The sequence below is a fragment of the Secundilactobacillus paracollinoides genome, assembly GCF_001702155.1.
In the GTDB taxonomy this organism is placed as follows: Bacteria; Bacillota; Bacilli; order Lactobacillales; family Lactobacillaceae; genus Secundilactobacillus; species Secundilactobacillus paracollinoides.
Genome location: NZ_CP014912.1, coordinates 520,462 through 543,414, shown reverse-complemented (window position 1 = coordinate 543,414; position 22,953 = coordinate 520,462). Strand labels below are relative to the sequence as shown.

The window sequence follows — 22,953 nt, the reverse complement described above, 5'->3', positions numbered from 1 at the left end:
CCTCCTACTCGATTATCAACCTTGTGAATGATAAGTCCTATCTTAACCACCGTTATGACTAAAAGTGATACACTGGCTTCACAAGATAGTTAACGGGGGTAACAACTGGTTAAAGGGGGGCGTTGAGGATGAAAAAACAATTGATAGGATTGCTGGTCGGCTTGGTTTTTGGCGTCGTTGGCTTCACTGGAACGCAAGCTCAAGCGGCTACGCTCTGGGAAACGGGGACCGATCTCATGCCAAGCACGACGTTACTGCACCAATCACCTGACTATTATGCTCAAAATAAGGCAATCCTTACAAAACAGTATAATTTGGTGGGTGACGTAGCTCGTTTTCACCACAACCAAATTCAAGTCTATGTCACGCAGTCCAAGCTACGGCCATTTGTTCAGACAGCAATGACCACTTGGAATCACGCGTTGGGGCAGACAGTCTTCGAATTTGGGACGGCCACGGCACATCAGTTAACAGTGACGACAAAACCAAGTCAGGATTGGGATGGCTTAATTACGGGCAACATAATCTATCTCAACAGCACGCACTTACAGAACGCAACGTATGTGGATGAGGTTGCCAATACAGCAACAACTCGGCGGTTAACGGCAGACTACTTAGCACAAAAGGCCCGCTATAACGCTTCAACAGGGCACACAAGACAGGTCGCCTATGCCAGCGCGACACAGTATTATCAAAAATTGCTTACTGCTGAGAGGGCGGCTGCTCCAACCTATCAAGCGTTTTGGTCAGGCACGATGACCCATGAATTCGGACACGCTTTAGGGTTGGATCATACGCCGTACCTCTCGGATAGGATGTACGCGCCTGCAAGTTCAGGCAATGTCAGCAGTCCTGTCGCCGGCAAGTACACGTGGACGGGACCGAAAGACCCTGCGGATACGCAACGCCAATCTAGCAGTTTATCATTCCGGGATGTTCGGCGGGCAGAATTGAGTCAACTCCTAGGGTACTGGTAAGGGGATTCAGGTATCAGTAACCCAACGTATGAGCGGTTTCTTGCTGACTATTTTCACTTACTTTTAAAAAGAAAACAATTGACAAAACTAGCAAAATAGAATAGTATTTGGGCATCAAATTGCATTGATAGACCAAACAAACATCGCAACACGTTGTGACTAATGCGGATAGCAGTTGATACGTTTCGGGTCAATTACGTTCAGAGATCATCGTTGTCTCATCAAGCAGGATGTAACCGATACGGCCGCGTGGTAACGCGTTGTTTAGTCCCTATTCGTTTCAACGAGTAGGGACTTTTTTGGCACTAGCCAGTGTGATAAAAAGGGAGACGCTGAGGATGACGTCTAGAGGAAAAATCGGAATAGGACTTTCAGTATTTGGGTTAGCGTTGCTACTGGCTGCTTGTGGGCAGTCAAGCAGCGGCACTGGCATGCAAAAAACAGGGACACAAACGAAACCATTAAAGGTAACGGCGAGTCAAGCCATGGCAACGGCTGACCCAACGAAGGCGACTGATGTCGTGAGTCAGGCTGCCATTGCGCAGGTCTATGAGGGGCTTTACACCACGAACCAGAAGGGCAAAATTATCCCAGGGATTGCCACGAAGGTCGTTAAGCCAACTAACGGCGGTAAGACCTACACGTTTACGCTGCGAAAGAATGCGAAATAGTCAAACGGGACAGCGGTCACGGCGCAGGATTTCGTTTACGCTTTGCGGCGGCAGGCTGATCCTAAGACCAAGTCACAGGAAGTCGGCCACATTGCTGAAATTAAGAACGCCACGGCGATCAACAATGGTAAGTTGCCACTGAAGGACCTTGGTGTGACGGCGCTATCGAAGACAAAGCTGCGGATCACGTTAACGCAAAAAACGCCGTGGTTTAACTCGCGGTTGGCGGCAGAACTGTATCCATTGAACGAGAAATTCACTGAAAAATACGGCAGTAATTATGGCAGCAGTGCAGCAAAAACGCTGAGTGACGGGCCATATGTATTGAAGAATTGGAATGGGACGAGCGACACGTGGACCTATGCCAAAAACAAAGATTACTACGACAAAAAGAGCGTTCGGATCAAGACCGTTGACGTGCAAACGGTCAAGGATGTGACGACCGCCCAAAATTTGTTTGCGTCAAACAGCGTTCAGCAGACGACCCTGACTGGGACACAGGTTCAGGCGGCATCGACAGGTAAGCTGGCCAAGGAGTTGCACATCACCAAGAGTAACCGACTGGCCTACTTGGATTGGAATTCCAAGCATAAGACGCTCAATAACACGAATTTGCGGCTGGCTGTCAGCTACGCCATCAATCGACAGTCGCTGGTGAAGAACGTGCTGAAGGATAAGTCGATTGCAGCCAAAAGTGCGGTTACTGAGGGGAACTTCAGTAATCCATCGACGGGCAAGGACTTTAACGCAGACACCGGCAATCTTTATCCCTACAACGTCAAAAAGGCCAAAGCATACTGGGCCAAGGCGCAACAGCAGTTAGGCAAGAAGAAACTTCATATTCAGTTGATGACGGCTGATGATGACGTCAGCAAGGCCGTTGGGGAGTACATTCAAAGCACCGTTCAGCAAAATTTGAAGGGCATCACAGTGAGTCTAACGACGGTCCCTCTGAACAACGAGATTTCAGCGATGGAAAAGGGCAACTTTGAGTTGGCTTCCATGGGCTGGACGAGCGATTTCAAGGATCCGTTAGACTTCCTAAACAAAGCTTCGATCACAAACGCCATCAACTTTGGCCGGTTCCATAACGCCGAGTATGAAAGTCTGATCAAGACGATCACGGATGACAAGCAGTCGGCTTCGGCGCGGTACACGACCATGCAGGCAGCCGCGAAGATGCTTGCTAAGAACCAAGGCTTCACGCCGTTGTATCAAAGTACCAAGGCAACCTTGATTAGTTCAAAGGTTGCTGGTGTGCAGCCGACATTATTACGTGATACACTGTATCGATACGCTTATTGGAAATAAAAACTAAAAAGTGAGGCTACCGTCATGAGCAAACCATTCATTATTGGAATCCCGGCTGAAGCACGGGAATTCAACTACGCAATCAGAAACAACGTGAACCAACCGGAAGTTGCCGCTATTGTCAAAGCAGGCGGTGTGCCTATCATGATTCCAACGCGCGAACCCAAGTTGATGGCCAGCTACATTGACCTGTTGGATGGCCTGCTGGTGCCAGGCGGCCCTGACGTCGCACCGAGATTTTACGTGGAAGAACCACATCCACGTTTGGGCGATACGGATGCACTCTTGGACGAGAGCGGCATTCAACTTGTTAAATTAGCAGTGGAACACAACATCCCGATCATGGGGATCTGCCGCGGGTTACAAGTCATCAACGTTGCCTTAGGCGGCAGTCTGTATCAGGACATTGAGTCACAGTTTGATACACCTGTTCAACAACATTTTCAAAAGGCGCCCATGGCTCAGGGGACTCAGCACGTTAGCGTTGAAGAGGACTCCCTGTTAGCTGCTGCGTTGAACGGTGCCTCACCGATCTTAGTGAACAGTCATCACCATCAGGCTGTGAAGAAGGTTTCTGGCGCCTTGAAAGTGACTGCGACCGCAAATGACGGCGTGATCGAAGCAGTCGAGACCAAAAACAGCGACTTGATTGCAGCCGTTCAGTGGCATCCTGAAACCATGTTCCAAGTCAACGACCAGCAAATGGCGCTGTTCACCAGCTTCATGAACCGTGTTGCTAAATGGCGTCAAGCCCGCGAAGACGGGACAGCACCTGATATGATCGACCTTTCTGAAGATTAATTTTTTTATGCAAACAACCATCAGACATCCCTGTTTTGGGTATCTGATGGTTGTTTTAGGCTTTTGGATAGTGTTTTGAGTCCGTTGCATTGCGCGATTTGGCACTCCGTCGTAGTGGTTCGCGATGAAGCTAATTCGATTTCTGCTGCGCAGCTCTCGAATGGATCTCCATCGTCTCACACATCAGTAACCGACCAGAAAACGGTCGCTAACTGATGTCGACACCACGACTCCGTGCCAAATCGCTCCATTCCACTGACATTGAGCAGTCTGTTTATGTTGGTTAAGCATCGAAATACAGTCAAGGTTAGTTTGAAGAGAATCCGCCCTCGACTGCAAGTCCACCATTAGTAGCTATGCTTTGTACACAGTGTGAAAATGGATGCGTTAATACTTAAGTGGATGAGACAATGTTGTGAACTCTTAGACATACAGTGACGTAATGGAGAATGTAGGACAGTTGATGCGACAGTATGGCAGGAACATTCAATCAGTATTTTTAACTTCACCCAAGCCAAAGGTCACATCGCCAGCCAACTGCAGTTCCTGCAGCCGTTTGGTGCCCCAATCATACATTGCGTTGACGATGGGCAGCAGCGTTTCACCAAGTGGGGTGAGGGTTACACGTTGATCTTTCACTGGCTTACGGTCGACGAGACCATCAGCGGCTAATTCTTTCAATTTTTCTGAAAGTTCTTTATGTGAAGCCGCTGGCAAGAGACGTTGGATTTCAGAAAAGTAGTAGGCGCCTTCCTTTCCTAAATGGTAGATGATATTGATCTTCCATTTGCCGCTAAACATGGAAAGGGTGAACTCTTTTGGACAGTTGAAAACGCCGTTGATCAGCTTTTCCTGGACTTCGCCACGAACAAGATCAGTCATTTTTCGAACTTCCTTTCATGGGTTACTAAAAAGTGCGTTATTGTAATTTATAGTGAATTGAACGATAATGAAAGCGTTAACAATAAGTCAGGAGGGACATCATAATGAGTAAAGTATATTTATCAGCAAAATTGCCAGAGGTTGCGACTGAAAAATTGTCTGAAAACGGCTTGGACGTCTCGACTTTCGCTGGCGAAGGTCTTATTTCTCATGATGAACTGCTCAAGGCAGTGGCCGACATTGATTTCTTGATCACCCCGTTATCAACCAAGGTGGACAAGGCCATCATCGACGCCGCACCAAAACTCAAATTAATTGCCAACTTCGGTGCTGGATTTAATAATATCGACACCGCCTACGCAAAGGAAAAGGGTATTCCTGTGACCAACACCCCTGCGGTCTCAACGAATGCGGTTGCTGAAGTGACCATTGGTTTAATTTTAGCACTAAGTCACCGAATTGTTGAAGGTGACCAGAAGATGCGTCACGAAGGGTTCCCTGGCTGGGCACCACTGTACTTCTTGGGCCACAAAATTGCCGGCAAAACGCTTGGTATCGTGGGTCTAGGGAATATTGGGAGTGACGTGGCTCGTAAAGCTAACGGACTGGGCATGAACGTTCAGTACTACAAGCCAAACCAGTTGTCTGACCCAGAGGAACGGTCAATGAAGGTGACCTACAAGTCATTTGATGACCTCGTTAAGACCAGTGACTACATTACGATCAACGCCCCTCAAACGCCTGAAAACCACCATCAGTTCAACGCCGATGTCTTCAAGGCGATGAAGAAGACCGCCTCGATCGTCAACGTTGGTCGGGGACCGATCATCGATGAGGCAGCCTTGTTGGATGCTTTAAAGAGTGGTGAGATTGCTGGCGCTGCCCTTGATGTTTACGAACACGAACCAGAAGTTGATGACGGCTTCAAGACATTGAAGAACGTTATCCTGACCCCTCACGTTGGGAATGCTACGGTGGAAGCCCGGGACGCAATGGCAACCATTGTTGCGGACAACGTGATGGCTGGCGATAAAGGAAATAAAATTAAGTTTATTGTGAACAAGTAAGTGAAGTTATTAAAAAATTGTCCTTCAATCAGGTAAATCCACAGATTGAGGGACTTTTTTTGTTTTTTACTTGACTTACACCCGGTCTAACTTTATACGATGGGTCTAATCCTCGAGGTGATAATGATGACGACAATAAAGGAAGTTGCAAAATTAACAGGTGTTAGTCCATACGCCATAAGATTTTATGAACGCGAAGGACTCCTTGATGTGCCAAGAACAAAAAGCGGTATTCGAAACTTTGATGATGCAAGTGTTAACGCGGTAATCGCAATTGCGCATTATCGGAATGTTGGGATGTCCTTAGAAGGTATTCGACAGATTTTTGCAAACTATGATGATCACGAACTATCTGTGAAGTTACTTAAAGACACGAAAAAAAGGTTGGACGCCCAAATTTCGGCATTAGAATCAACTCGGGACTATTTAATTAACAAAATTGCACTTCATCAACAAATTGCAGACAAAGAAAGGATTGACAAAAATGGCAAAAGATAAGGTTATCGTCATTACGGGTGCTTCAAGCGGAATTGGTGAAGCCACGGCTAAATTATTAGCCAGTGATGGAAACAAAATGGTGTTAGCTGCTCGACGTGAGGAAAAGTTACAACAACTGGTTAGTGACATTAACGCTAATGGTGGAACAGCTATTTATGTCTTAGCTGATGTATCAAAGTTAGAAGATGTCAAAAATATTGCGCAAGTCGCTGTGGATGAATTTGGTCGGATCGATGTTTGGATGAATAATGCTGGACTCATGCCTTTATCTGAGTTTAGTCATGGAAAAGTAAGCGAATGGGATAGAACGATTGATGTTAACCTAAAGGGAACCTTATATGGTTTTGACGCTGCACTTCCGCAAATGAGAGCTCAAGAATCAGGTCAATTTGTTAATATCGCATCTATTTCAGCACACGTTTCAGGAGTTGCTTCTGGTCCATACGCAGCCAGCAAGTTTGGTGTTTGGGCGGCAAGTGAAGCCCTCCGACAAGAAGAAGTAAAGTCAGACTCTAATATTCGTGTAACTGTAGTTTCGCCAGGTGCCATTGATACTGAGTTGCCACAGCACGTGACAGATCCGGAACAGAGTGATGCCATGAAAGGGTTTTATGGTTCGACAGCTATTCCCGCTGATGAAGTCGCGCGTTCTGTTCAGTTTGCGATTAATACGCCAGAAAATACCTCAATCAATGAAATAGTGCTGCGCCCTACAAAACAGTTTATGTGAGGAAAATATTAATCAGTGAAAAGTTACATTGGCGCATCTTCATGTTATAAATCTTTTTGCTTTTGACACCGACCCCAAAATCAAGTATCATAATAACTTATCGCAACATGCTGAACCCGAATTAAAAAAAGTTTGACGTGTAATAATCGCTGAATTAGCAACATTTATTAGATATTTGAATGAATTGTTCGTGAAAAATGTGCTTGACGTTTTTTAAAATTAAAGTACAATGAGAATCAAGTTAGCGAACTAACAGAGAGTCGGTGAATTGCTGAGAACCGACACCGGAAAAATGGCAGTTTCAAACAAGGTTGCGCAACCGTTATCAGCGACAAAAGGCAGACCGCATATGGCCTGTGAAACTTGGGTGGAACAGCGTTAAGGACGCCCCTTGTACTAGGAAGTAGTACGAGGGACGTCCTTTTTCTGGTGCGCCCGGCATGGGCGCCAACTAGACGGTGAAAGTCCGTTGCGGGCCGTAGTAGTCGGAACCGCAAGTCAATGACAAGGGTGTCCATCGTGAGGTGGAATCTGAAGGAAGTCGGCGACAAAGTACCGCATTGATGTACAAGAATCAGCTATAAGGCTGTGTTGGTCGGACGAGGTTGCCAAACAAACCAAAGTCCAATACTACTCGAGGCCATCGCAGTAAAGCTGGCAATGACATGGTACGAAAGTGGGCGTTCTTACCCGGGGAGGCCTGTATCGTACGTTCCCGACAAGAGGCGCGCTAAGCGCCACAGGAACAAACATCGCAGTGATGTGGTGCAGAACGATACAGGAGTCAGCCGAGGCCATAGTAGTGGTATCTGCCACGAAGGGCTGAACAATAATAGGTCATCATTGATATTGGAGGTGGAGACAGTGCAACAACCGCAGAATACAGAAAAAGCTGACCGCCGGCGGACAGTAGGACTGGAAGCCCAAGAACAAGTCGGGGTGCGTAGCGCTGACTCTGGTGAAAATACGATGATGAACGGCACTAAGTTTCAAGAGTTAGTCTTAGACCGAAATAACCTGAACGAGGCTTATCTTCGCGTCTGCAGAAACAAAGGTGCAGCAGGACTAGACGGAATGACCGTTGACGAACTGTTGCCCTACTTGAGGAAACATAAACAGGAATTACTGCAAGCTTTACAAAACGAGACCTATCGGCCTCGTCCCGTTAAGCGGGTTGAAATTCCAAAACCTAATGGTGGTAAACGCAAGCTCGGAATACCAACTGTGATTGACCGACTTGTTCAACAAGCCATGGCGCAAGTCATGGTGCCAACATTTGAGCGTGTCTTCTCAGATAATAGTTTTGGGTTCCGACCGAATCGAAGTGCTAAAGATGCCATTGATAGAGTGGTTCAGTTCTACAATCAGGGCTATCACTATGTCGTGGATCTCGATTTAAAAGCATACTTCGATACGGTCAACCACGATCTGCTTATTAAATTTATTGAGCAGTATATTACGGATCCATGGATACTGCATCTCATTCGTCGCTTCCTAACCAGCGGTGTCATGAATGGTGGTCTATTTGAACGAAGTGATAAAGGCACCCCTCAAGGTGGCCCCTTATCGCCACTTTTGGCTAACATTTATCTCAACGAACTGGATAAGCTGTTAACTTCCAGAGGTCATAAGTTTGTCCGCTATGCGGACGATTGTAATATTTATGTCCGAAGCAAACGTGCTGGAGAACGGGTTCTGACTAATGTTACTCGCTTTCTTGAAGGCGACCTAAAGGTCACCGTCAATGAGGACAAGACATCAGTAAGTTCGCCTCTGCGGGCCAAGTTCCTGGGATTTTCCTTGGGGGTTGGTCGAGGAGGTGCGTATGCGCGACCTGCTTGGCAGGCCAAGCAACGCATCAAGTCTGCACTCAGGAAAATGACCAAGCGCAATCGGGGCGTTTCGTTAAACCTGGTGTTTAACGAGATTCATCAAAAGATGCGTGGGTGGTTACAGTACTATTCGGTCGGGAAAATGACCAATTTTATCCGTCACTTAGACGAATGGTTGCGAGCAAGGATTCGCCAGTATATTTGGAAACAGTGGAAGAAGCTCAAAACAAAGGTCAATCATCTTGTAAAACTGGGGCTTTCTGGCACCAGTGCTTATACAATGGCCAATACCCGTAAGGGTTATTGGCGAACTGCGCATAGCAAGACATTGACCTATACTCTGACAAACAAAAGACTGGAACGCCTTGGACTCATCAATATGAGCAAGACACTCCAGTCAATACAAAGTGCTTAAATTATTGAACCGCCGTATACGGAACCGTACGTACGGTGGTGTGAGAGGTCGGTAATTGAATTAATCAATTACCTCCTACTCGATTCCCGTTTTGGATCAGCAGCGAAGAAAAGGAGCACTATATGCAAAAAGATGAGAAAAAGTTATCACGCTCATTACAGAGCCGGCACATTCAAATGATTGCCATTGGCGGAGCCATCGGAACCGGTCTATTTCTTGGTTCCGGGAGTGCCATCAAGACATCCGGCCCGTCCATTATTTTGGCGTACCTGATCGTTGGTCTGTTTTGTTTCTTCATGATGCGGGCAATCGGTGAACTGCTGCTGTCTGATACCAGCAAGCACTCGTTTCTTGATTTTGTGAAACAATATCTCGGTGACCGGTTTGAATTTGTGACGGGCTGGATGTACTGGTTTTGCTGGATCAGTCTGGCCATGGCTGACCTGACCGCAACTGGGATCTACATGAAATTCTGGTTCAAGGACTTGCCGCAATGGGTGGCGCCGTTCGTTATTCTTGTGGTGCTGTATGCGACAAACAAGGTCAACGTTAAGCTCTTTGGGGAATTGGAATCGTGGTTCTCGATCATCAAGGTGGCCGCAATCATTATCCTCGTGGTGGTCGGGTTCGCACTGGCCATTATCGGCTTTCACGTTGACGGTCAGGCAGCGTCGTTTAGTAACTTGGTGAGTCACGGCGGCTTCTTCGCCACGGGGTGGTTACGGCTTCTTGATGTCATTTCAAATGGTCGTCTTCGCCTTTGTCGGCATTGAAATGGTCGGCCTGACTGCTGGCGAAACGGACGATCCGAAAGCAAATTTGCCAAAAGCTATTAACAGTCTGCCGATTCGAATCGGGCTCTTCTACGTCGGGTCAATGATTGCTATCATGGCCGTCTATCCATGGAACGACATCACCACGACAACGAGCCCCTTCGTTCAGGTCTTTTCCAGCATTGGGATCACCGGTGCCGCTGGAATTTTAAACTTCGTTGTGCTGACCGCGGCCTTATCCGCCACCAACAGTTGTTTATTCAGTACCAGTCGGACACTGCATGCGTTAAGCAGCGGCGGCAACGCGCCAAAGCGGTTTATGAGTCTGAATAAAAATGGTGTTCCAAACGCATCGCTGAACTTTTCGACAATGGTGCTGATGATTATCGTGGTCCTCAACTACATCATGCCGGCCAGTGTGTTCAGCCTCATCTCCGGGGTGTCGACGATCAACTTCGTGCTGGTCTGGATCGTGCTGATCTGGTGCCACATTCGCTACCGACAAGCAAATCCAGCGGGTGCAGAAACGTTTAAAATGCCGGGTTACCCGTTGACAGACTGGGCAAGCCTAATTTTCTTCAGCGCGGTTTTGGTATTCTTGCTGATCAACGCTAGCACGCGCGTCTCGATGCTGATTTCACTTGCTGTGTTTGTTGTGCTGCTTGGGGTTTATCAGGTGGTTTATAAGCCGGCGTTGAAGGAAACGAGGTAGAGCGCGGAGCAAGGCGGGTTAGGGGCGGTGTGTAACGGACTCTGGCAGAAAAGTCCGGGCCTGACTTTTTTGCCAGAGTCCGTTACACGTTAGCCCCGTGCCTTGCGGAGCGCGTTTCGACTCGAGGACAGAGAACCACAAAGAAAAGTCCGGGCCTGACTTCTTTGCCAGAGTCCGTTACACGTTAGCCTCGTTCCTTGCGAAACGCGTTTCCACTATGTGAAATAGAAAGACGCTTCTATTTTCCAGAACCGTTTCAGCACACATGCCTAACAATGGACTGGAATCGTTTCTTTTCAAATAAAGATAAAAACGTACTTTAAAAAAGGAAAGAAGAAGCAGGAAAAAAACATTTTCCTGCTTCTTTTAGTGTTTTGGGAGTAACTTAATCTTGGTCTTTCGACAATGAGTTCAGTGATCTTTCCTGACAACCAATGAGGTTATCAACAACCTGACGAACAACGAGCTGATTATGCTCTGACTCAAAAAAATCACTAGGGGTTTCAAAGGGAAGGCGACCATCCTTGACGATTGCTTGGGAGAATAATTTAATCGCCGTTTGGTAAGACAGACCCAGATTTAGGAGTTCAGTCTCGGTCTGTTCTTTAAGGTCGGCATCCAGCTTAACAGTGAGCAGCGTTTGCTTTTTACCTGCCATGAAATCACCTCACACCTTGATAATATCTGAGATTAGGTGTGTATGCAACAAGTTAACGGACATTTGTGCATAAAAATGATGATTTGTTTAATTGCTTTATTAGTCAACTATTAGATTTTATTAAATTATTTCTGGATTTAGAGCGTCTTTTCAACGTTCACGCACGGGACACCATCTTCTTCATAAACATCGGAAACGAAATGGTAACCCTGTTTTTCGTAAAACTTTTGAGCAGTCAGCTCACTATGAATAAGCGATGTTTCAAACTCTTCATTGCGACCGACTTCTTCCAAGGCTGCAATAATCTGGGCGCCAAGGTGTTGACCACGATAGGCTTTTAACGTCGCAATCCGCCCAGGACGCATGGTCGTTGCATCGATGACCTGGAAACGACCAGTTGCGACAGGTGTTTCGTTATCTGCATAGCAGACAGCATAGACCATGTCCGGCGTGTCGTTGTCGTCGAATTCATCTTCAATTGCTATGTGGCGTTCCTGGACAAAAACGTTCATGCGGACAAAGAGGGCGGCTGCGTGGTTCCATGGTTCTGATCCTGTGTGACAGTTCATAGAGGTGCCTCATTTCTTGTTGAGTTGGTTTTGGGGTTTATTATACGCAGGTTGGTTGGGAATGGGTAGGGGTGATGTGGTTTTTGGTTAAATGAGGGAGGCTTCTATACCCGATGTTATTTCTTAAAGGAGGTGAATTATTTATTTGCGGGGTGGCTTTCTCGTTTATCTAGCGGAAACGCGTTCAGAAGGGCAGAGGGCTCCTGTGTAAGCAACTCTGGCACAAATCCCAAGTTCGGGGATTTATGCCAGAGTTACTTACACTCCGCCCTCTAAGCGCCCTTCTTCACGCTCTTCAAACTCTTTTAAGTTGTCTTTAAGCTGCTGTCTATATAGTTATCAGTGTACTCAAGTACAAGAGATACACGAGTACATCTATCACAGTGATAACTTCAACCCTGAAAGGAAATGCCCATGAAAAAAACCTTAGCAGTTATTCCCGCTCTACTGACTGTAGCCACCATTAGTCTGGTGACTTTACGGGCGAGACGACACGCTTAACATCTCATAGATTCAACCCCTAAACACACACAACCCAATAACACACAAGCAACACAATCAGAGGAGAACCAACACACACACTTTTCCCCAAAAAAGTAAATTCAATTTTCCTCTACCCCTTTTAAACCTTATATAAAAAACACCAGCGATCCGCATAGTCGCTGGTGTTTTTGTGTAGAGCGTGACGTAGGCGTTATCGTAATATGGTTTTTCTGGTGACATGAAGGAACCTCCTGAAATATGCTAGCAATTATTCTGATTTTATAAATTATGATAGCATCATCCGTCGTTTACATGCCGTTTGTTGCAAAAAACATGGGGATTCCCTTATCAAAATTTTTAAGTCGGCCGTACTGCGCGTTGTCTTTTAGCCTTGGCGGTTTATATATAACTGGAAAGCGATGGCAGCAAAATCCAGACGCAAATTGAAAGCGGTTTTTATTGGGGAAATGCCTAATTCATTTCAAAAATGCGGTCACTTATAATGAAATTATGTTAATCAGACACCGCGGCGATGGGCTTTTAAATGAAATGTCCTTAACCTAGCTACCAATCGTACATACTAGCGTCATATTTGGGGCAGTCGCTGCGGTGGCGTTACAACACTGTAAATGGGAGGATCTTTACGCATGACAGATGCAGTTCAGGATGAAGCAACGCTTAAAGCAAACCTTGAAGACGCTGCAAACGAGCACGGAGAACCTCACTGGTTTGTGGATCGCCGGTTAGCGGCCTTAGATCAGCTGGCGACACTGCCGTTGCCAACAGCACAGGGGCTGACCATTGATGAGTGGCCGTTGATGCCGCTGGATAAAATCGAGTGGCGGCGCTCCGACCGTGACTTAGCGGCAACCATTAAGCCGGATGACCAGCAAATTCAACTGGTTCAGTTGGGGCAAAAATCGATCATCAATTCATTACCAGATGACCTCGACGACCAGGATGTCGTTTTAACGGATGTTTTCACCGCTTTGCGAGAGCACCCGCAGTTGATCGAGCGCCGATTTATGTCGAAAATGATTCCGAGCACGACCAACCGATTAACCAGCTACCATTTGGCTTATCTGAGTTCCGGCATCTTTCTATACATGCCTAAGGACGTCAAAATCGACCAGCCAATCGACATTGAGCTGATTCAGGACAGCACGCGGCCGCAGCCGTTGGTCAGCCACGTGTTTGTGGTGGCTGAGAGCGGCAGCCAGTGCCAGTTGACGATTCGATTGGCGACGAAAGGGGACACGGCCAATACGGCCAACCTCCTCGTTGAGGTGATGGCGCGGGCGGATAGTCATTTAGACATTACCGCAATCGATGCCTTGGGCGCGAACACGACCAGTTATATTAAGCGCCACGCGGTAGTCAGCCGCGATGCGACGGTCAACTGGCATGTCTGCGAGATTAGCAAAGGAAACACCATTGCGGAAACGACGTCGGATTACGCCGGCAGCGGTGCCCAAAGTGCCATTATCAGCACCGCAGTCACCGACCAGCAGCAACAGGTCGCCATTACCACGGCGGTGACCGACCACGGGAAGCTCGTTGGTGAAGGGACACTATGTGGTGTTCAACTGGGTGATTCAACGTTAGCCAGTCACGGTGACCTACTGCCCGCAACGGCTGATACAGCAACACTAAAGAAGGGGTTAACTGCACCGTTCGCTGAGGCATCGGCAAACGTGCAGCAACAAATTTGCGACGCTATCGCAGGGCGGCTAAGCTCGAACTAGCAGGCGGGGGGAGACTTCTGTCTTAGGGTCAACTGTCTGGTTGATCTGTGTTGGGTCACAATTTGGTTTAGGATGAAAGGGTTGTCAGATATGAAGAAGAACAGAACGATGCATCGTTTGGTTTTAGGGTTAGTGAGTGTTGCAACGCTGTTAGTTGTTGCGACGGGGTGTGGGAACTCCAGCAGTTCCAAGAAGTCGTCATCAAGCAGTACGAGCACGACCAAAGTTGTTACTGACATGAGCGGCAAGAAGGTCAAGATTCCAAAGAAGGTCACGCGCGTTGCCGATCTTTGGCACGCGAATAACCAAGTGGTCTTACTGTTAGGTGGCCAAAAGAAACTGGTTGCCACCACGCAGATGATTCAACAACAGCCATGGTTTAAGACCGTTTATCCAGGTATTTCAAAGGTCAAAGCGCCATTTGCGGGTCAAGATTTACAAGTCGAAGCGCTGTTAAAGACGAAGCCGCAAGTTGTTATTTCATCTGATCCAGGCCAAATCAAACAGGCCCGGAATGCAAAACTGCCAACGGTCAACGCGATGTACCAAAACTTTGCAGGTCTGCGTAAGTCGGTTAATTTAACGGCGGACGTTTTGGGCGGCAAAGCACCTAAGGTTGCCAAAGAATATCAAAAGACACTGACCAACAACATCAACTACGTCAAGTCAAACCTGAAGGGCGTTTCAACCAAGCCTAAGGTGTTGCACATTGTCAGCACCGCTAACCTGGACATTGTTGATGGTCAAAACACGATCGTGAACGACTGGATCAAGGATGCCGGTGGGCAAAATGCTTTGAGTCAAAAAGGCAACATGATCACGTTGACCACGGAACAATTAGCAAAGTCAAATCCTGATGTCATCATCGTGGGTCAAGCGACGGATGCGGCTGCTCGCAAGGCATTGGAAAAGAACCCTGTTTTGAGCAAATTGACGGCTGTTAAAGAAGGTCATGTTTACGGGAACCCACAAGGCACCTTCCCATGGGACCGTTACAGTGCTGAAGAAGCCCTTCAAGTGCTCTGGGCAGCCAAGAAATTGCACCCAGCAGACTTTAAGAACTTGAACATGACCACCAAGACGAAGCAGTTCTACAGCAAGTACTACAAGTACAACTTGTCGACTACTCAAGCTAACCAGATTCTTGCCGGGGAAAACCCAACGACTAAGTAATATTGTTGAGGGCGTTGCATTCCGCAATTTGGCACTCAGATTGAGCATACAATTATCTTTGGCTTCACATCAAAATACAGTCAGAACCAGTTTGTAGAGAATCCGCCCTCGACTGCTATGATGCCATTGATAGCAATGCTTAATGTGTTAGTTGCAAGCAATCGTAATTGTAATTACTTTGATAGTTCAATAAAACAACTCTTGCCTTCGTATCTGTGCAAGGGTTGTTTTTGTTTGTCTGATAATTGCCCAGAAAATCTATTTGTGATGCCTTGCGAAGTCACGATCCAATGGCAATTTATCAAAACAATCACCCATTTTCCGAACCTATCTTTAATACTTGATTCGGTAAAACGTAGTAATCTTAAACAAGATATTTAAAAAGGTGGATCAACACATGTACGTCCTTAAAACACAGCGTGACTTAAAGCTGAATGTGGCTCAAATCGCAGCCGTTGCCAGCACGCATGAGACGCGTTTTTTCTTTGAGAATAGTCAGCAAACAACGCAATATTTTGGCTGGCAGCCACTCACTTCAACGACTGGCAGTTTTGACCGGGTTCAGGCGTGGTTTACGCAGCTGACGATTGAAGGGGATACCGAAATGGCAGCGATTCTTGGCGGTTTTCCGTTTGAACAGGAGCCAAGCGATGAGACTGGTGCGCTCTCCAACGGCTTTTTCTTCCTGCCCGCAGTCATGGTTCAGCGCCAAGCTGACGGTCGGTTTTGCATCAGCGTTATTCAGGAGACTGCTGCGACAGCTGAGCAAATGCTTAAAGAGACCCTTCACCAGCTTGATACTGCTGACGTTCTTTTGCCAGCACAGTATCACATGAGCACGGAGACGGCGGTGGCCGCGGATGCATGGGCGGCTGGTGTGCAAGAAACGGTAGCTGAAATCAAGCGTGATCGCACATTGAAAAAGGTCGTTTTGGCCCGCCAGTTACGCGTCACCGCAGATCGTCGTTTTGCACCTGAGCGGGTCTGGCTTAATGCGCGACAACAGAATCCGGAAGCCTACCACGTGTTGTTAAAGGTCAACGGTACGGCATTTATCAGCAACACACCGGAACGCCTGATCAAGTTTGACCATGACCAGTTTCAAACGGCAGCGGTTGCTGGCACGGCGCCACGAGGCACAACGAAAGAACAAGATGACCAACTGGCCACACAATTGCAGCGCGATGACAAGAATCAACGCGAGCACCGCTATGTTGTGGACACCATTGCCGCAACACTGCGGACGCAACAGGCAGTTGTCGAGTATGACACGACACCGCAAATTTTAAAGAATAAAAATGTGCAACACTTATACACGCCCATTACCGGAACACTGGCCAGCAACTGGTCACCATTTACCTTACTGGCAGCGCTGCATCCGACGCCCGCATTGGGTGGAGTGCCTCGCAATCAGGCACTGCGCGTGATCGGCCAGGTTGAACACGAGCCACGCGGATTATTTGGCGCGCCAATCGGCTACCTGACGTTTCACCAGACCGGCGAGTTTGTGGTCGGCATTCGCAGCGCCGTGCTGCGTCAGGCTTCTGCCACACTATTTGCGGGGGCAGGCATTGTGAGTGAGTCGGTTGCCGAGACCGAACTTGCGGAAACGCAATTGAAATTTAAACCCATGTTGCAGACACTTTTCGGGGAGGATGAGAAATGACAAACGAGGGGTTAACCACCTACGTGCAGACGATCATCGACGCCATTGCGGCGCAGGGAGTGAAACAGATCGTGATCTCACCGGGGTCGCGGTCAACGCCGGTCGCCTTGCTGTTGATGCACAACGCAGGGCATGATCAGTTTTCACTCTACGTTGACGTGGACGAACGGTCAGCCGGTTTCTTTGCGTTGGGCATGACAAAAACGACGCACGAGCCAACGTTGCTGATCTGCACGTCTGGCACCGCGGCGGCAAACTACTATCCCGCTGTGATCGAAGCCCAGCTGACACATCAGCCGCTCATCGTTTTGACAACGGACCGGCCGGCGGAGCTGACAAATATCGGCGCACCACAGGCCATTGACCAAGACCAGTTATACGGCAACCATGTTAAAACTTTTGTGCAATTACCGTTACCCGCGGCGGATGATACAACGTTGCGGTACGTGTCTTTCAATGTGCAGCGGACAATCATGGCAGCACAGGCGACCGCTCGGGGACCGGTTCATTTGAATTTGCCGTTGCGAAAACCACTCATGCCAGATTTAGCCCCAGTTAACGAACCCCACCCTAAGACATTGACAGCACCTGTAACACAGGCCGTTTTAACCGCGGCGGCGTTGTCCCAATTGACGGCGCGGTTATCTGGCAAACGCGTGCTGATTCTGGCTGGCCCAGCGGAAAGCAAAGATGAGTTGGCTGGGGTGTTGGCGTTAGCGCACAAAGGGCGGTGGCCCATCTTAGCCGACCCACTCAGTCAGTTACGGCAAACGGATGACGACCTGCTGATAACGGGGAGTGACATCCTGTTTGATGGGGCAATCACCCTCGGCGACGCCCAACCAGATGTTGTGCTGCGGTTTGGCGCGACCCCCGTTTCGGCAACGGTGATCCAGTGGCTGCAGACGTTTACGGGTCAGGTGATCCTGGTTGATCCCAATCAGGCACTGGCAGACCACAGTTTATCGACGCAGATTCAACTGACGGTGACACCGGCAATCCTGTGTCAGGCGTTGCTCCCGCAAGTACTGCCGGCCCCGGCGCGGTACTGTCAAATCTGGCAGGCACTTGAAGCTGCTTATCGGCAGTCGGTTAGGGCGATTCAAGCGACAGAGGCCCGTATTCCAGTGATAATGAGCAATAAACTGCAGGACAGCGCTATTTTTGTCAGCAATTCGATGCCGATTCGCGACGTGGACCACTTTTATTTACCAAATAACGGCCATAACCGGATCTATTGCAACCGCGGGGCAAACGGTATTGACGGTGTCGTTTCCAGCGCGCTAGGCATGGCGGCAGTTAGCGGTACGCCGAATAACTATCTGCTGATTGGTGACCTCGCGTTTTTCCACGACATGAACGGGTTGATGATGGCCAAACGGCACGCGCTTAAGGTGACGATCATTGTCGTCAACAATAATGGCGGCGGGATCTTCTCGTTTTTACCGCAAGCCGCAGCCAAGGACTACTTTGAACCACTCTTTGGCACGCCGCAGGATCTTGACGTCGCAACCGTTAGTAAGCTTTACGGTGCGCAATACGAGCGCGCCACGACTGCCGAGGACCTGCAATCTTATTTAAACGAAACACCAACGGGTCTGCGGATCATTGAAGTCCCGTCAGACCGGGAAGAAAATACGCAACAGCACCGTCAATTAAGCGATGCGTTACACAAAGTCATGGAGGACGTTCTTGAAAATTACAACACAAACAAGTCAAATTAACGTTTCTCATAGCGGTAACGGGGCACCGATTTGGGTGCTACTGCACGGATTCATGGGCACTGAAATTGATTTCGAGTGGCTAAAGCCCCGGCTGTCGGGGTCCGTGATCTGTCCTGACTTATTAGGCCATGGGGCAACGGTGACACAGCCCGAGACGGCCTTCAGCATGGCCAACCAGGTTGAGGCGCTACACGACATGCTGGGCCAGTTGTACCCGCAAAATGTAACCTACAATGTGGTCGGCTACTCCATGGGTGGGCGGGTCGCCATTGCGTTTGCTGCCCAGTATCCGGACCTGATCGCCCACTTATTTGTTGAGAGCGGCCGGCCAGGACTAGCGTCGGCACAAGAGCGTGCTGACCGACAGGCCCACGATGCGCAATTAGCAACCCAATTGGAAACGACTGGCTTAACCAACTTTGTTGACCGCTGGGAAGCCCTACCGTTGTTTGCAACCCAACGAAACTTACCTGCCGAAACTCAGCAACGGGTGCGGGCAGGGCGGTTAGCGCAAGCACCTCAATTACTGGCGAAAAGTTTGCGCGAGATGGGCACGGGCAGTCAGCCTGATTACTGGTCAAGCCTGGCCACCTTTACCTTTCCAGTGACACTCATTACCGGCCAACAGGATGAAAAATTCACCAAGCTTGCTGATGCCATGATGACGACACTGCCGAATGCGCAACATCGCGTTGTGACCAACGCAGGCCACAATGTTCATTTGGAACAGCCTGAAGCGTTCTTGGATATTCTGACTGGAGGTGACTAGCATGCAGCTTGCTTCGATACGCATGTTGCCAGTCAGTTTGCCGCTAAAACAACCGTTTACGTCAGCGCACGAGCAATTGGCCGACCGTCACGTGACGCTGGTTCAGATCACGACAACTGATGGCCTGATGGCAACTGGTGAACTCGAGGCCTTTGATAACCCTGGCTATAACACGGAAATGCAGGCTTCGGAGGCGCAGGTCATTCGCGGCTTCTTGGTGCCACCGCTTAAGCGGAATCGAGACATCAGCAGCTTAAATCCGGATGACCTCTGGCCTGACGTGAGCGGCCACCGGATGGCGAAAGCGGCCGTGGAAATGACACTCTGGTCATTGGCAGCTCAAGCCGAACATCAGTCACTCGCTGCGTTGTTGGCCGCCGAAGCGAAGACTGAGCAGCGTTCGGAAATTGAAGTGGGTATCAGTCTGGGCATTGCGGATCTTACACAGCAGTTGCAACGTATTGCAGCTGCTCAGGCAGCCGGCTATTCGCGCATTAAGTTGAAGGTTGGCGGCGTGGCAGACATTGCTGTCATCAACCAAATTCGGCGTCAGTTTCCAACGATTCAAATGATCATCGATGGGAACGGCGCCTTTACTGAAAACGACGCGGCCGAATTGCAGCAACTGGACGCACTTCACGTGGACATGCTGGAGCAGCCCTTAGCATCGGGTGACTTTGCGGGCCACGCGCAATTGCAGCGTCAGTTGAAGACACCCATCTGCTTGGACGAAGATATATTAGACCTCAAAGACGCCCAACTAGCCGTTTTGATGGGCAGCTGTCGGGCAATCAATTTAAAACCAGCAAGGGTCGGCGGCTTCACGAAAGCGTTAGCGATACTGGACTATTGTCAGCAGCATCATATTCAGTGCTGGGTCGGCGGCATGGTGGAAAGCGACCTGGGGCGCTATTACAGCCAGTCACTGGCACGGCTGATAACACTCAGTTATCCAGGAGATGTGGGCCCAGCAAGTCAGTTTTTTGAGACTCAGGTCAGTGATCGGGTGGTAAAGTTGACGGATGGTAAGTTGAAGTTACCGGAAGAAGCGCCACGTTTATTGCCGGCTTACCAGAAGCAAATGATGCTGCAAGAGAATTTATTGGGTTGAACATTGTGTGAAGCATTGCTATTGATGGGCTTGGTAGCAGTCGAGGGCGGATTCTCTTCAAACTTGGTTTAATGTGATTTTGATGCTTAACTAGAAGGCAAAGTAGGCTCAATGTAAGTGGAGTCCCAAATTACGGAATGCAACGGACTATTAACTGCTTTACATTCAGCACGATTCTTTCGTAGCCTAAAAGAGCGACAGGGTGCAACTCCTTAACCGCCCCTGATTCTGCAGACTAATCGAGTAGGAGGTAATTGATTAATTCAATTACCGACCTCTCACACCACCGTACGTACGGTTCCGTATACGGCGGTTCAATAATTTAAGCACTTTGTATTGACTGGAGTGTCTTGCTCATATTGATGAGTCCAAGGCGTTCCAGTCTTTTGTTTGTCAGAGTATAGGTCAATGTCTTGCTATGCGCAGTTCGCCAATAACCTTTACGGGTATTGGCCATTGTATAAGCACTGGTGCCAGAAAGCCCCAGTTTTACAAGATGATTGACCTTTGTTTTGAGCTTCTTCCACTGTTTCCAAATATACTGGCGAATCCTTGCTCGCAACCATTCGTCTAAGTGACGGATAAAATTGGTCATTTTCCCGACCGAATAGTACTGTAACCACCCACGCATCTTTTGATGAATCTCGTTAAACACCAGGTTTAACGAAACGCCCCGATTGCGCTTGGTCATTTTCCTGAGTGCAGACTTGATGCGTTGCTTGGCCTGCCAAGCAGGTCGCGCATACGCACCTCCTCGACCAACCCCCAAGGAAAATCCCAGGAACTTGGCCCGCAGAGGCGAACTTACTGATGTCTTGTCCTCATTGACGGTGACCTTTAGGTCGCCTTCAAGAAAGCGAGTAACATTAGTCAGAACCCGTTCTCCAGCACGTTTGCTTCGGACATAAATATTACAATCGTCCGCATAGCGGACAAACTTATGACCTCTGGAAGTTAACAGCTTATCCAGTTCGTTGAGATAAATGTTAGCCAAAAGTGGCGATAAGGGGCCACCTTGAGGGGTGCCTTTATCACTTCGTTCAAATAGACCACCATTCATGACACCGCTGGTTAGGAAGCGACGAATGAGATGCAGTATCCATGGATCCGTAATATACTGCTCAATAAATTTAATAAGCAGATCGTGGTTGACCGTATCGAAGTATGCTTTTAAATCGAGATCCACGACATAGTGATAGCCCTGATTGTAGAACTGAACCACTCTATCAATGGCATCTTTAGCACTTCGATTCGGTCGGAACCCAAAACTATTATCTGAGAAGACACGCTCAAATGTTGGCACCATGACTTGCGCCATGGCTTGTTGAACAAGTCGGTCAATCACAGTTGGTATTCCGAGCTTGCGTTTACCACCATTAGGTTTTGGAATTTCAACCCGCTTAACGGGACGAGGCCGATAGGTCTCGTTTTGTAAAGCTTGCAGTAATTCCTGTTTATGTTTCCTCAAGTAGGGCAACAGTTCGTCAACGGTCATTCCGTCTAGTCCTGCTGCACCTTTGTTTCTGCAGACGCGAAGATAAGCCTCGTTCAGGTTATTTCGGTCTAAGACTAACTCTTGAAACTTAGTGCCGTTCATCATCGTATTTTCACCAGAGTCAGTGCTACGCACCCCGACTTGTTCTTGGGCTTCCAGTCCTACTGTCCGCCGGCGGTCAGCTTTTTCTGTATTCTGCGGTTGTTGCACTGTCTCCACCTCCAATATCAATGATGACCTATTATTGTTCAGCCCTTCGTGGCAGATACCACTACTATGGCCTCGGCTGACTCCTGTATCGTTCTGCACCACATCACTGCGATGTTTGTTCCTGTGGCGCTTAGCGCGCCTCTTGTCGGGAACGTACGATACAGGCCTCCCCGGGTAAGAACGCCCACTTTCGTACCATGTCATTGCCAGCTTTACTGCGATGGCCTCGAGTAGTATTGGACTTTGGTTTGTTTGGCAACCTCGTCCGACCAACACAGCCTTATAGCTGATTCTTGTACATCAATGCGGTACTTTGTCGCCGACTTCCTTCAGATTCCACCTCACGATGGACACCCTTGTCATTGACTTGCGGTTCCGACTACTACGGCCCGCAACGGACTTTCACCGTCTAGTTGGCGCCCATGCCGGGCGCACCAAAAAAAGCCCCTTGCACAAGACAAGGGGCAAACATGTTAATCCGTTTTTTTAGCGTTATTGCGTTGCATCATTTTCGCTTGATCGACGAGGGGACAGCCGACTTCTTCACAGTCGTGACAGCCGCCTGAATGGTTCTTTTTGAAGAAACGCAGGTAGGTGATGTAGATGACAGCGCCAAAGATGATGGCGGCAAGAATGAGTGTTGACATGGGCGAGACGACCTTTCTGGTACTGAGGTGACGA

At 48.5% G+C, this 22,953-nt stretch carries 18 protein-coding genes and 2 pseudogenes; 15 read left to right on the top strand and 5 right to left on the bottom strand.

What is annotated here, in order from left to right; all coding sequences use genetic code 11:
• Positions 1-128 precede the first annotated feature (128 nt).
• The 4 genes and pseudogenes from AYR61_RS02170 to AYR61_RS02160 all read left to right on the top strand — a co-directional run bounded on the left by AYR61_RS02170 (position 129) and on the right by AYR61_RS02160 (position 3,760).
• Positions 129-977: a zinc metalloprotease gene (locus AYR61_RS02170; RefSeq protein ID WP_065901429.1), complete on the top strand. Its 849-nt coding sequence runs from the start codon at positions 129-131 to the stop codon at positions 975-977.
• A 338-nt stretch (positions 978-1,315) separates the two neighbouring features.
• Entirely contained in the window at positions 1,316-1,648 is a 333-nt protein-coding gene (locus tag AYR61_RS15450) for a hypothetical protein (protein ID WP_225353170.1), read from the top strand.
• 12 nt (positions 1,649-1,660) lie between these two features.
• Positions 1,661-2,959: pseudogene (locus AYR61_RS02165) on the top strand (peptide ABC transporter substrate-binding protein); the annotation flags it as partial.
• Between the two features lie 24 nt (positions 2,960-2,983).
• Positions 2,984-3,760 carry a gamma-glutamyl-gamma-aminobutyrate hydrolase family protein gene (locus tag AYR61_RS02160; RefSeq protein ID WP_056987304.1) on the top strand — a complete coding sequence of 259 codons (777 nt, stop codon included), beginning with the start codon at positions 2,984-2,986 and terminating at the stop codon, positions 3,758-3,760.
• Positions 3,761-4,246: 486 nt separating this feature from the next.
• On the opposite strand, the gene AYR61_RS02155 is transcribed toward AYR61_RS02160, so the two are convergent.
• A complete protein-coding gene (locus AYR61_RS02155; RefSeq protein WP_065901425.1) occupies positions 4,247-4,642 on the bottom strand; it encodes a winged helix-turn-helix transcriptional regulator in 396 nt (131 codons plus the stop codon).
• 104 nt (positions 4,643-4,746) lie between these two features.
• Between AYR61_RS02155 and AYR61_RS02150 the strand changes: the two genes are divergently transcribed.
• The 5 genes and pseudogenes from AYR61_RS02150 (at position 4,747) to AYR61_RS02130 (ending at position 10,669) form a co-directional block, all read left to right on the top strand.
• Positions 4,747-5,709: a 2-hydroxyacid dehydrogenase family protein gene (locus tag AYR61_RS02150; RefSeq protein WP_065901422.1), complete on the top strand. Its 963-nt coding sequence runs from the start codon at positions 4,747-4,749 to the stop codon at positions 5,707-5,709.
• A gap of 123 nt (positions 5,710-5,832) precedes the next feature.
• A complete protein-coding gene (locus AYR61_RS02145; RefSeq protein ID WP_162231458.1) occupies positions 5,833-6,207 on the top strand; it encodes a MerR family transcriptional regulator in 375 nt (124 codons plus the stop codon).
• The gene (locus AYR61_RS02140; protein WP_054709774.1) at positions 6,194-6,937 is read left to right on the top strand and encodes an SDR family oxidoreductase; all 744 of its coding nucleotides are present in this window, start codon (positions 6,194-6,196) and stop codon (positions 6,935-6,937) included. The genes AYR61_RS02145 and AYR61_RS02140 overlap by 14 nt, the downstream gene beginning before the upstream one ends.
• A gap of 864 nt (positions 6,938-7,801) precedes the next feature.
• On the top strand, positions 7,802-9,184 hold the full coding sequence (gene ltrA, locus AYR61_RS02135) for a group II intron reverse transcriptase/maturase (protein WP_065901412.1): 1,383 nt from the start codon (positions 7,802-7,804) through the stop codon (positions 9,182-9,184).
• A 122-nt stretch (positions 9,185-9,306) separates the two neighbouring features.
• Positions 9,307-10,669: pseudogene (locus tag AYR61_RS02130) on the top strand (amino acid permease).
• A 385-nt stretch (positions 10,670-11,054) separates the two neighbouring features.
• On the opposite strand, the gene AYR61_RS02125 reads toward AYR61_RS02130, so the two are convergent.
• Positions 11,055-11,327, bottom strand: a complete 273-nt coding sequence (locus AYR61_RS02125) for a type II toxin-antitoxin system RelB/DinJ family antitoxin (protein ID WP_054709776.1) — start codon at positions 11,325-11,327, stop codon at positions 11,055-11,057.
• Positions 11,328-11,464: 137 nt separating this feature from the next.
• Positions 11,465-11,896: a GNAT family N-acetyltransferase gene (locus tag AYR61_RS02120; RefSeq protein ID WP_054709779.1), complete on the bottom strand. Its 432-nt coding sequence runs from the start codon at positions 11,894-11,896 to the stop codon at positions 11,465-11,467.
• 1,130 nt (positions 11,897-13,026) lie between these two features.
• On the opposite strand from AYR61_RS02120, the gene AYR61_RS02115 reads away from it, so the two are divergent.
• From AYR61_RS02115 to menC, 6 genes are all read left to right on the top strand, one after another.
• On the top strand, positions 13,027-14,124 hold the full coding sequence (locus tag AYR61_RS02115; RefSeq protein ID WP_065901410.1) for a SufD family Fe-S cluster assembly protein: 1,098 nt from the start codon (positions 13,027-13,029) through the stop codon (positions 14,122-14,124).
• A gap of 90 nt (positions 14,125-14,214) precedes the next feature.
• Positions 14,215-15,297: an ABC transporter substrate-binding protein gene (locus AYR61_RS02110; protein WP_156652840.1), complete on the top strand. Its 1,083-nt coding sequence runs from the start codon at positions 14,215-14,217 to the stop codon at positions 15,295-15,297.
• 385 nt (positions 15,298-15,682) lie between these two features.
• Positions 15,683-16,963 carry an isochorismate synthase gene (locus AYR61_RS02105; RefSeq protein WP_191982270.1) on the top strand — a complete coding sequence of 427 codons (1,281 nt, stop codon included), beginning with the start codon at positions 15,683-15,685 and terminating at the stop codon, positions 16,961-16,963.
• Complete coding sequence (gene menD, locus AYR61_RS02100) at positions 16,960-18,687, top strand: 2-succinyl-5-enolpyruvyl-6-hydroxy-3-cyclohexene-1-carboxylic-acid synthase (RefSeq protein ID WP_056987301.1); 1,728 nt, start codon at positions 16,960-16,962, stop codon at positions 18,685-18,687. The genes AYR61_RS02105 and menD overlap by 4 nt, the downstream gene beginning before the upstream one ends.
• Positions 18,656-19,456, top strand: a complete 801-nt coding sequence (gene menH, locus AYR61_RS02095) for a 2-succinyl-6-hydroxy-2,4-cyclohexadiene-1-carboxylate synthase (protein WP_056987300.1) — start codon at positions 18,656-18,658, stop codon at positions 19,454-19,456. Before menD ends, menH begins: the two co-directional genes overlap by 32 nt.
• Before the next feature lies 1 nt (position 19,457).
• Positions 19,458-20,567, top strand: a complete 1,110-nt coding sequence (gene menC / locus AYR61_RS02090; RefSeq protein WP_065901402.1) for an o-succinylbenzoate synthase — start codon at positions 19,458-19,460, stop codon at positions 20,565-20,567.
• A gap of 322 nt (positions 20,568-20,889) precedes the next feature.
• Here the strand turns inward: menC and ltrA (AYR61_RS02085) are convergent, their stop codons facing one another.
• Together ltrA (AYR61_RS02085) and AYR61_RS15110 are read right to left on the bottom strand one after the other, a co-directional pair.
• Positions 20,890-22,272 (bottom strand): group II intron reverse transcriptase/maturase, encoded by a 1,383-nt coding sequence (gene ltrA, locus AYR61_RS02085; RefSeq protein ID WP_065900954.1) that lies wholly within the window; start codon positions 22,270-22,272, stop codon positions 20,890-20,892.
• A 473-nt stretch (positions 22,273-22,745) separates the two neighbouring features.
• On the bottom strand, positions 22,746-22,919 hold the full coding sequence (locus AYR61_RS15110; protein ID WP_156319305.1) for a FeoB-associated Cys-rich membrane protein: 174 nt from the start codon (positions 22,917-22,919) through the stop codon (positions 22,746-22,748).
• Positions 22,920-22,953: the final 34 nt, after the last annotated feature.